Source organism: Streptomyces sp. NPDC006512 (genome assembly GCF_040611935.1).
Classification (GTDB): Bacteria; Actinomycetota; Actinomycetes; order Streptomycetales; family Streptomycetaceae; genus Streptomyces.
Genome location: NZ_JBEXPG010000047.1, coordinates 59,128 through 69,297, shown reverse-complemented (window position 1 = coordinate 69,297; position 10,170 = coordinate 59,128). Strand labels below are relative to the sequence as shown.

At 73.4% G+C, this 10,170-nt stretch carries 4 protein-coding genes; 1 reads left to right on the top strand and 3 read right to left on the bottom strand.

The features are described 5' to 3' along the window. The first annotated feature begins 169 nt into the window (after positions 1 to 169). Positions 170 to 949: a tyrosine-protein phosphatase gene (locus tag ABZZ17_RS28320; protein ID WP_356879936.1), complete on the top strand. Its 780-nt coding sequence runs from the start codon at positions 170 to 172 to the stop codon at positions 947 to 949. A 24-nt stretch (positions 950 to 973) separates the two neighbouring features. Here the strand turns inward: ABZZ17_RS28320 and ABZZ17_RS28315 are convergent, their stop codons facing one another. The 3 genes from ABZZ17_RS28315 to ABZZ17_RS28305 are packed head-to-tail and all read right to left on the bottom strand — an operon-like array spanning position 974 to position 9,919. Next, positions 974 to 5,998 (bottom strand): hypothetical protein, encoded by a 5,025-nt coding sequence (locus ABZZ17_RS28315; RefSeq protein ID WP_356879934.1) that lies wholly within the window; start codon positions 5,996 to 5,998, stop codon positions 974 to 976. After that, positions 5,995 to 9,075 (bottom strand): hypothetical protein, encoded by a 3,081-nt coding sequence (locus tag ABZZ17_RS28310; RefSeq protein WP_356879932.1) that lies wholly within the window; start codon positions 9,073 to 9,075, stop codon positions 5,995 to 5,997. Before ABZZ17_RS28310 ends, ABZZ17_RS28315 begins: the two co-directional genes overlap by 4 nt. Beyond that, the gene (locus ABZZ17_RS28305) at positions 9,056 to 9,919 is read right to left on the bottom strand and encodes a hypothetical protein (protein WP_356879930.1); all 864 of its coding nucleotides are present in this window, start codon (positions 9,917 to 9,919) and stop codon (positions 9,056 to 9,058) included. The genes ABZZ17_RS28310 and ABZZ17_RS28305 overlap by 20 nt, the downstream gene beginning before the upstream one ends. Between the last annotated feature and the right edge of the window lie 251 nt (positions 9,920 to 10,170).

The window sequence follows — 10,170 nt, the reverse complement described above, 5'->3', positions numbered from 1 at the left end:
GCCCGCGTACTGGACGTACTTGGCTTTCGCCCGGTGCGGCGAGAGCGCGTGCCAGGCGTCGCGGGGCAGACGGGAGTTTGACGACAGGCCCTAGGGCATCCTGACCGCACCGCACCACGCACCACCACCGCACGCACCACCACGGTTACACCGCACCCAGGAGCCCCGGTTGTCCCGTCCTCACGACACCCCGCCCACCCGTCACGTCGCGTTCGAGCGCCTGCACAACTTCCGCGACATGGGCGGCTACCGCACCGCCGACGGCCGTACCGTCACCTGGGGCGCCCTGTACCGCTCCGACTCCCTCGCCAAGCTCCAGGGCGCCGACTGGGACCGGTTCCTCGCGCTGGGCGTCCGTACCGTCATCGACCTGCGCTACCCCTGGGAGATAGCGGCCCGCGGCCGGGTGCCGCAGGCCGAGCTCTTCACGTACGCCAACCACAGCATCGAGCACCGCCCCTACGACCAGGCCGAGATCGACCCGGACACCGACCCCTGGCGCTACCTCGCCGACCGGTTCGCCGAGGTGGCCGAGGACGGGGTCGAGGAGATCCGGCGGGCCGTCGAGCTCATCGCCGACGGTCCCGGCCCCGCCGTGTTCCACTGCGCCTCGGGCAAGGACCGCACCGGACTCGTCGCCGCCCTGGTCCTGACCCTCCTCGACGTCCCCGAGGAGCAGATCCTCGCCGACTTCGCGCTCACCGAGCTCGCCACCGAACGCCTCGTCGCCGACTGGCGGGCCGCCCACCCCGGCCGCACCCTGCGCTGGCCCTCCTACGGCCGCGCCCCGGCCACCGTCATGGCCCTGTTCCTCGAAGGGCTGACAGCCCGCTACGGTTCCCCCTCCGCGTACCTCACCGGGCCCGTCGGCATCACCCCCGCCACCGTCGCGCGGCTGCGCGAGCGCCTGCTGGACCCCGCACCGCAGGCCCCCGGCCCGCAGGCCTGACGGCCGCCCACGGGCCGGGCCGGTTCACACGTCCAGCGTGCCCACGGGCCGCGCCGGACGGGGCGGGGCGGGCGGGCACAGACGCCCCACCAGCGCCGACAGCTCCCGGTGGCAGAACCACGTCGTCGCCCCCGCCTGGGCCACCTTGGCCCGCAGGGCGGCGGCCACCCTCGGCGTGCGCAGGTACGCGGCGATCGCGGGGGTGCCCTCCGCCTCCCGGCACAGCAGGGTCAGCAGGGAGGGACCGGCCTCCGTCGCGGCCCACCAGTGCGAGTCCAGGGCCTCCGTCCCGGCCAGCCGGCCGGCGCGGGCCGCCGCCACCAGGGCCATCGCCGTCGCCCGGGGGTGCCAGGCGGAGTCGCCGCCCCGCTCGAAGGCGTCCAGCGCCTCCGGCAGCGCCGCCGTGCTCCAGTCGCTCGCCGGCAGCCAGGTCGCGGCCCAGGCGACGTACGCGCCGAAGGGCACGTACTGGGGTTCCAGTACGGGCCGGGCGGTCGTGACGTGCCCCTCGAAGCCCACGTCCCGGAGCATCTGCGCGGCCCAGCCGATGGAGATCCAGTGCTTCTCGGCGTCCGTCACCAGCGGGCGGCCCACCACCTTCGTCAGCAGCTGCCCGAACGCCGGGGCGAAGAACCCCGGGTCGGCGTCGGCCTGCCGCAGGGCCCGGAGCAGTTCGGCCCCCTGCTTGAGCCCCAGCGCCTCGGCGAAGAGCCGCGGTTCGAAGGAGGCCAGGCGGTGGACGACGGACTCCACGACGTCGTCCCGCCCGGTCAGCCGCAGGACGTTGATCAGCCCGGGCAGGTTCCGCAGGTCGGGCCGCATCCCCAGGTCCAGCCGGCGCAGCAGTTTGCGCTCGTCGACGCACGCGGCCAGCTGCTCCCCCCACTGCGGCTGCCAGATGTGACTGAGCCTCAGCATCGCCGAGATGGCCATCGGACCCGCCATCGAGGGCAGGGTGCTGGCCCAGCGGTTGAACACCAGGGTCCGCATCCAGCCCGTCGTCTCCTGCCGCGGCATCACCCCCAACGGCGCGAGCATCCGCCCGATGTTCCCCTGCTGGATGGGGTCCTGCTCGTAGGTGAGGCCCTCCGTGAAGATCCGCCACCGGTTGGGCCGGTCACGCAAGTGCTCCAGGGCCTTCTTGCCCCCTCCTGGAACGCAGCGTTCCACGGCCACCAGCAGGTCGGCCGTCAGCGCCGGATTCACCACGCTGCGCGCCAGCAGGTCCTGGACGGGGCTGAGCCGGGGGTCCTCACCCGCGGTCAGCTTGGCGACGGTGCCGCTCGCCGCACCGGGATCGAGGCCGCGAAGGGTGTTCACCGCGTCGGTGAACGCCCCGCTCCTGCCGATCTTGCGGATCTTCTGGGTCCAGTCCCACTCCGGAGCCTCCTGGCGGAACTGCTTCAGGACCAGGAGCGTCGCGTCGGGCCTGCCGCCCGCCCGCAGGGTGTTCGCCGTCACCTGGAGCTTCTGGGCGAGGTGGGAGGGGCTCGTCGCCAGCTGACCCCGGATGTTGAGGTCCAGCTTGACGCGCCGCGCGTACTCCTTGCCGATGTCCGGATCGATCGCCAGCCCCAGCCGGTGGGTGTACACCATGCTCTGCGGATCGAGCCGGGGGTTGAGCATGCGGTCGCACAGCATCTGCGGGTCGATCCGCTCGGCCAGCCGGCGCAGGAACTCCTGCCCGAAGTAGTCGTCCTCGATCAGCAGCATCGCCAGCCGCGGCCCCCACGGCCGGGCCGCGCCGCGCTGCGCCCGGATGCTGGAGACGACCAGCTGCAGGGCCTGTTCCTCCAGGTCCTCGCGGTAGTCGGCGCCCGCCTCCCACAGTCCGCGCAGGAAGTGGTAGACGATCGCCGGCCGCCGCCGTTCGCTCTCCAACAGGTCCCTGGCCAGCTCCGGGCCGATCTCGCAGGCCAGCCGGTAGCCGAACCCCTCGCGGGTGTCGCAGTAGAGGTCGTCGGCCAGGCTCACGCTGGTCAGCAGCATGCCCGCGCCCCGTGCGTCGCGATGCCGGCGGATCCCGCGGACGAGTTCCCGGGCCAGGGCGACGTCCGCCTTCGGACTCTCGTGCGCACCGCGCGGGTTGCTGTACAGCAGGGACTTGACCGTGGCTCCGTGGATGTTGCGCACCGTCGCGATGAGGATCGACGCCTCGGCGGGGGAGGCCTTCTTGAGGATCGACACGAGGGGCCGGGCGAGCTCGAGGGTGTTCAGCAGCCGGGTGCACAGCCCCCGGTTGGTCTTCGCCAGGTCCGCCAGGGCGCTGCTGATCTGGATGGCGTCGGCGCGGGCGATGCCCGCCCGGATCTGCCTCTCGTGGCTGCGGATCAGCTTGTCCCAGTCGGCGTCGCCGTCGTAGTACAGCCGCAGGGACATCCACGACAGGACGGCCGCCAGCGGAGTCTGCGACGTCGGGTGTTCCTCCAGGAGCCGCTGCGCGGGCTTCTCCAGGGGCCGCAGCGTCTTGCGGCCGTCGCGCGGGGCCTCCGTCGCCCCCCGGGCCTCCCGGGACCACCAGTACAGCAGGTCGTCCATCCGCCGTACGTGGACGAGGTCGTGGTGGCTGCCTACGCTGGCGCCGCGGACGAGTTCCTCGGCGCGGGTCTCCGCCCAGCCGCACACGGTGTCGGTGGCGACGGTGTCGTTCCCCGACAGCCGCAGCAGCGCGCGGACGAACCCGAAGCGCTGCGACAGCGTGGACGGCCGGGCCAGCACCGCGTCCATGCCCCCTTCGGGGGCGCCGCCGATCCATTCGAGGAGCTCACGCGTCACGGGGTGCCCGTCGAGCGCGTACTGGTGGTCCCACAGCAGGAGCAGCGCGGTCGTCAGGTCCCCCACGGACAGGGCCGGTGTGTCGCGGACCCTGCTGACGACCGTGGGCAGGGTCGCGGTGATCCACCCGGCCTCGCTGTGCTCCCCGCACAGCCGCAGCAGCCGCAGGGCCGTCGGAGGGTGCGCGCGGGCCGCCCACGCCACGATCGCGGAGCGCAGTGCAGGCCGTTCGAGGAGGTCCTCCAGGCGGCCGGAGTCGTAGGCGGCGCAGTGGGCGAGCAGCGCCCGTACCCGCTCGTGCCCGTCCTCGGCGAGCAGCCGCAGCAGGTACTCCTCGGTGTGGACGAGGAGTCCGGACGCACCGTCCGGGCTGAACTCGGCGAGGATGGCCTGGGCCCGGACCTCGCTGGCGATGGTCGCCACCCCGTCGCGCACGGCGATGCCGAGTGCCTGCCGGGCCGGTACGGGCAGCCCGTCGACGTGGGACTCCGGTACCCCTTCGTCGAGGACCGACACCGCGGCGATCCGGCACACGGCGGCCACGCCCTCCGCGTCCAGCGTCGTACGGACCCGCGCGGCCTGCCGGCGCAGCCGCCCCTCCGGGCCGCCCTGCTCGTCGGGACCGTGCCCGTCGCGGAGCAGGAGGTCGGTCAGCACCCGCAGGTCGCTGTGGCAGGCGTCGACGGCGCGTTCGAGGTGGCGGTCGTCCTCCGCCGTGTACGCGTCGGGGTGTTCGCCCACCAGGCGCTGGGCCAGGGCGCGCAGTTCCTCCGGCGTGACCTGCGTCAGGTGGGTGGTGATGCCGTGGCTGTCCCAGTCCGTGGCGGCGCCGTCGACGTACCGGGTCAGGGCCAGGACGGCGATCTTGAGGTCGCCCAGTGAGGCCAGGGCCTGCCCGATGTCCCCGTCCTCCAGGGCGTGCAGGTCCTCCAGTACGACCAGGGTGCGGGCGGCGTCCTCGCTCCCCGTCGCCCACAGCGCCGCCTTGACCAGGGCGGGCAGCGCGTCGGCGGGGGGCAGCTGCCGGCTGCGGGGTGCGAGGACGACCGTCCGCCACCCCTTCGCCTCCAGCCGGGAGACCACCTGCCGGGCGCACACGGTCTTCCCGCTGTTGCGGAACCCCGACTGGATGACGCGGGAGTGCGGCCACTCCCCGAACCGTTCGGTGAGCTCGTCGACCAGGTCCAGGGCGACGAGCGGAGCCCCGTCCCCGTGCAGCCAGTCGCCGCCCTCCGGCACGGGCCCGGGATCCGGGTGCAGGACGCGCCAGTCGTGGGTGTCCAGCGTCTCGCGGGCCCAGTGACCGCGGACCTCCTCCCAGCTCGGCCCCCACAGCAGCCGTGCCGCCCCCGCCAGGGACGGGTCGGCGTGCGCACGGTGCTCCCCGTCGTCCTGGAGGCGCCAGCCGGTCTCGTCGCGCCACAGGCAGCGGAGTCCCTCTCGGGCGGCGGCTTCCAGGACCTGCCCCAGGGGGGCGTACGGGGTCCACGTGCCGTCCTCCGCGCAGCCCGCCAGCGGCAGGACGCCCAGCTCGGCGGGGCCTGGCAGGCCGGCTTCCCCGGCGAGGTAGGCGAGGGCGAGCGAGGCGGCGCAGCCGCGCGCGGCGACGGCCGACGGGCCGTGTACCCCGTCCAGGTCGAGGTCCACGGTGATCCGGGGCGGCTGTTCCCGCCCCATGTCGGAGACGAGCTTGCGCGCGAGGTCCAGGGCGCGGCGCGTCTCGGCGGTGGCGGACGGGGTCAGGGCGCTCCAGGCGGGCCGGACCGTGTTCCGTCCCGGTTCGGTGTGCTCGGCCCGTTCGGCGCCGAAGACCGCGCCGGCCCAGGCGATCGCCGACCAGTCGGCGACCGGCTCCAGCGGCAGCGGGACCGCGTCCGGGCCGGGCGGGCCGGGGTAGGTGGCCGCCCCGGCGTCCGCGGCGTGCTCCTCGGCTGCCGTGCACAGCTCGGCCAGCTCGTCGAGGAGTACGGGGTCCAGGAGTTTGACGAGCGGCGCGAGCGGGGTGGTACCGGGATCGAGGTACTCGGCCAGGAGCGCGCCCGGACCGATGGGCCGGTCGGCCTCCTGGTAGGCGAAGGGGCGCATGGGCAGCGGGCCCCTACGGACGCTGCGCAGGCCGCTGTCGAGGACCCGGCGCAGCAGCTTCTCGGTCCGGGCCGGATCCGCTGTCTCCGGATCGTCGACGGCACGCGCCAGCGCGTGCAGCGCCATCCGGAGTTCGTACGCCGTGGCGTCACCACGAGCACTGCGCGGAGCGGGTTCCTGGACCGTCACCTGTTCTCCTCGTCTGTCTGGCGCGTCGCGCCGTCGTTCTTCCAGTCGATCCGTACGACTCCGGCTTCGGTGCCCACGAGCAGTCCGCCGCGGGCGTCGATGTCCGCCGAGTCGGTCGCCAGGCCGAGGTTCACGCCCCACGCGGCGTCCGTGGTGTCGTCCAGCGGAGTGATCCGGACGTCGCCCTCCTGCCCCGTGCTCACCAGGACCGGGCCGTTCCGGCCCCGTCCCACCCTGACCTCGGCGACCCGGCCCTTGTGTGTGGTGACCCTGTGTCCCTCGCCGCCGCGCCACGGGGTGCTCCACACGGTGCCGTCGCCCGCCCCGGTGTGGACGTGACGGGCGTCGGCGGCGATGGCGGTCAGGCCCTTGCGCTGGGGCGGCGTGAAGGTGCGCAGGGCCACTCCGTCCGACCTCCACACGCTGACGTTCCGCGCGGTCCGGCCCGCGACGAGGGTGCCTCCTTCGCAGACGGCCGCGGCGGCTCCGCCGAGCCGGAGTCCGACCGCCGGGACCACCGGTCCGGTGACGCGGTTCTCCCGCCACTGCCAGCCGTCGGTGCCGGCGACGAGCAGGCCCGCGCCGGCCTGGAGGCAGGCGACCAGTTCGCAGCGCAGGTCGAGGCCGGCGATCTCGATGTGGGCGTCGCGGTTGTCGAGCCCCTGGATCCAGGCCCGTCCGTCGATCTCCCCGGCGAACACGCACTCGCCCTGCGGCAGGCTGATGACCGAGGCCGTGGTCACCCGTTCCTCCCGCAGGTCCGTTTCCAGCCGCGACCAGGAGGTGGCGGGACGGTCGCCCACCTCGCGGTGGAGGACGTCCCCGTCGGCGACGACGAGGGGGCGGCCGTCCCGCGCGAAGAACACCGCGGTCGGGTGCCTCTTCCGGGCCAGCAGCGAGGGCACCCAGCCGGAACTCGACTCGCCGGCCCGCCGCGCGAGTTCGTCCAGTCCGTGCACCTGTGCCAGGAGGGCCAGCCGGGACAGGGTGTGCCCGTCGCGCAGCGGGGACGCGTGCAGTTGTTCGCACAGTGAGTGGACCCTGCTCGCCTTGTCGTGGGCGCCGAGCAGGGACAGGTTCAGTGCCCGTCGCAGGGTTTCCGCGTCCATCGCGAGGAGGAACTCGGGGTCGTCGAGGAAGGTGTCGAGGACCCCGGCGAGCCGCGCGTGGTGGGCGAAGTGGCTGCGGGTGTAACGGTCGGCGGCCGTCCAGTCCCTGCCCCCGCGTGGGCGTGTGGGCAGGCCCTCGTACATGGCCCGCACGAAAGCGGCGTGACCGGCCTCCGCGTCGGACGCTCCTGCGAGGGCCGCGGCGTAGGGCGATGGTGGGAATCGCCAACCGGCGCCGTGCATCTTTTCCTCCGGGGAAGCGAGGAATTCGCTGGCCTTTCTCTGTACCCGCTCGATCTCGGTCGTGCCAGGCGACTCTCCGCCGAGTGCGCGCAGGACGGCGGCCCACAGCAGTCCGTCGGCCGGCAGACCGGTGCCCTGGGCGAGGGCCACGGGCAGGAGCAGGTTTTGGGCCCACCGCGGGTCGGCGTCGAAGGTTTCCAGCTCCTGCAAGAACAGGTCGGCGATGGTGCGTTCCGCGTCGACGTGCGCCTCGGCCGGATCGAGCGGGCTGAGGTTCACGGAGAAGAGGTAGGCGCGCAGCCAGGAGCCCGCGGAGATCTTCGCGACGGTGTCGGCGACCTCGGTGAGCCGCTCGTCCCGCGTGGGGTGCCAGCGGGACCCCTTGCGGTGGCACAGGACGTGCCGGACGAAGCCCGCGATGTCACCGGGTCCGGTGAACTCCGGGCCGTCCAGGGCGATGAGCCGCCCCGGGAAACCGGCCGGGACCTCCTTGCAGGCCATGACCAGGCGGACCCGCGGGAGGGCGGCGAGGGGGGCGAGGAGCGTCGCGTACAGGGTGTCGGGGTCCATGCAGGCGTCGACGGAGTCGACGAGGACGGCCGTGGTCCCCTCCCGGTTCGCGAGGGCGTCCACGAGTGCCGGTACGTCGGATCCGGTACCGGTCCCGTAGTGGGCGGCGAGTTTGCGTGCCGCGTCACGCGTCTCCAGGCCCCTGACGTCCACCAGCAGGTCGACGCAGTCGCGCGGGACCGCGGCGGGGGCCCCGGGGCCGGCCGGCAGCGGATCGTCCCGGGCCCCGGTGTGGATCCAGTCGAGCAGGACCGACTTGCCGGAGCCTTCGGCGCCGGTCACGGCGAGGCCGCCCGGCGGGGCCTGTGAGGTGAGGTACGCGACGAGGTCGGCGGCGGCCTTGGCCCGTCCGCAGAAGGCCCAGCCGCTCTGCGGGGTGGCTTCCTGCGGCCTGCGCACCGTGCGCGATTCGTACAGGGGGTTGCGGAAGGCGCGGGTCTCGCCCTCGTCCGGGTTCCGGTTGACGGGCGTCAGCGGCTGCTCCAGCCGCAGCATCCTGCGCTTGAGCTCCTCGAACAGGTCTTTCGTGGGGAGGAACTCGCGGCTCTGGTCGGCGGGCGGGTTGCTGAGTGTCGAGGCGAAGGAGTCCGCGAAGTGCAGTTGCGGCGCCGTCACGTTCCGTTCGGTGGCGCCGATGACGGTCAGCACGGGGATCCACGCGCCCAGGGCTTCGCGCTGGGCCAGCACCTTCTTGAAGGCGTTGACCGCGGTGCCCGCGTAGCAGCAGTCCAGCAGGACGACGATTTCCCGGGGGCTGTGCGCCTCGTCGCGCAGGACCAGCGACACCAGGTCGCCGGCGTCGAGCATGGTGGACCACTCTCCGTGCCGGCTGTCGGCCGCGGCGAGCCGTAGTTCGGTCTCGGCTCCGAGGACGCCGTGGCTCGAGTAGGAGAAGACCAGGACGTCGGGAGGCACGCCGCCGGGGCCCGCGAGGGCCTCCTCCAGGCTGTCCTTCAGTTCCTGGACGCTGGGGTTCAGCCGGGAGGCGGGGTGGATCGTCAGGTCCGCGGTCGCCGCGAGCACGGTACGCATCAGGCGCACTTCGTCCCGCACGTGCCACAGCCTGTCGAAGCCCTTCCCGAACTCGCCGGTCCCGGAGACGAGCGCGACCCTTCCCGACCGGCGGACGCCGCCGTCAGTCGTGCCGTAGGGCATCGGCGACTCCCTCGGCGACCTCGCTCGTGGTGAGGTAGCGCAGCAGGGAGTGCCCGCCGAACACGAACCGGCTCAGTCCCGCGTTGACGACGAGCCGGTCCTCCACCCGGTCCCCGAAGACCGTGCCCAGCTTCTTCACCAGCGCGACGGGGTCCTCGTCGGCCGCCACGTTGATCCAGCGGGCCACCTGCGGACCCGTGGGATTGCCGTCGGCGTCCGCCCCGTGCACCAGGCGCTCGCGGATCGCGCCGATGCCCAGCGGCGAGCCCAGGGTGATGAAGGTGTCCACGTTCCACTCGGGGTGGGCGCAGAGCGCCTCGTACGCGACGACCGAGCCGAGGGAGTGCGCGACGACGACCCGGGTGTCGGGGGTGACCACGCGCGCGAAGCGCTCCTGCGCGCAGGCGCGGACCGTGTCCCGCGGGTCGAGGTAGCGGCGCACCTGGCGCACGAGCCAGATCACCAGGCGGCCCGGCGGCAGTCCCAGCGCCGGGGAGGCCTCCAGGCGCCGCAGTGCCGCCTGGGTGATGCCCTTGGTGCCCGCGGGGGGTGCGCCGAGGCCCTCGGCGAACGCCTCCAGCAGTGCGTGCTCCAGCGGATCCCGTACGTCCCCGATCCGCAGCGGCGGGACGTCGGCGAACTCGTCCTCGCCGGTGTCGGCGCTCTTGCTCCCGAGGGTCCGGTAGCAGTTGCCGTAGTACACCGCCGACACGTGCTCCGGGGCGGGCACCGCCACCGTGGTGTCGGTCATGCCCTTGCGCAGGGCCTCGTACCACTTGGTGAGCTCGGTCTCGCGGTGTTTGTACTGGTAGCCGATGCCATGGCACATCACGACTCGGGACATGCGCACCCCCCTCAATGCCTCGGAATTATAAGGAGGTTGACGGAGGCGCCGGGAGCTTTCGGACGGATTTCCCGGAAAGGCGCGGCGCCGGCCGGGGACACCCCCCGTGGGCACGCCCGCCGGGTACCCCTGGCGGGTACCCCTGGGGGCCTCCCCGGCCGGGCCCCGGAGCCCTCCCCGGTTTCGTGACAACAATTACATTCGCCCCTTTAGAGTCCGTTTTGGGGTGATCCTGGATGTCCGGAATCGTC

Coding starts and splice junctions, on each gene's coding strand:
- ABZZ17_RS28310 (WP_356879932.1), bottom strand. CDS start 9,075: ATGCCCTACGGCACGACTGACGGCGGCGTCCGCCGGTCGGGAAGGGTC.
- ABZZ17_RS28305 (WP_356879930.1), bottom strand. CDS start 9,919: ATGTCCCGAGTCGTGATGTGCCATGGCATCGGCTACCAGTACAAACAC.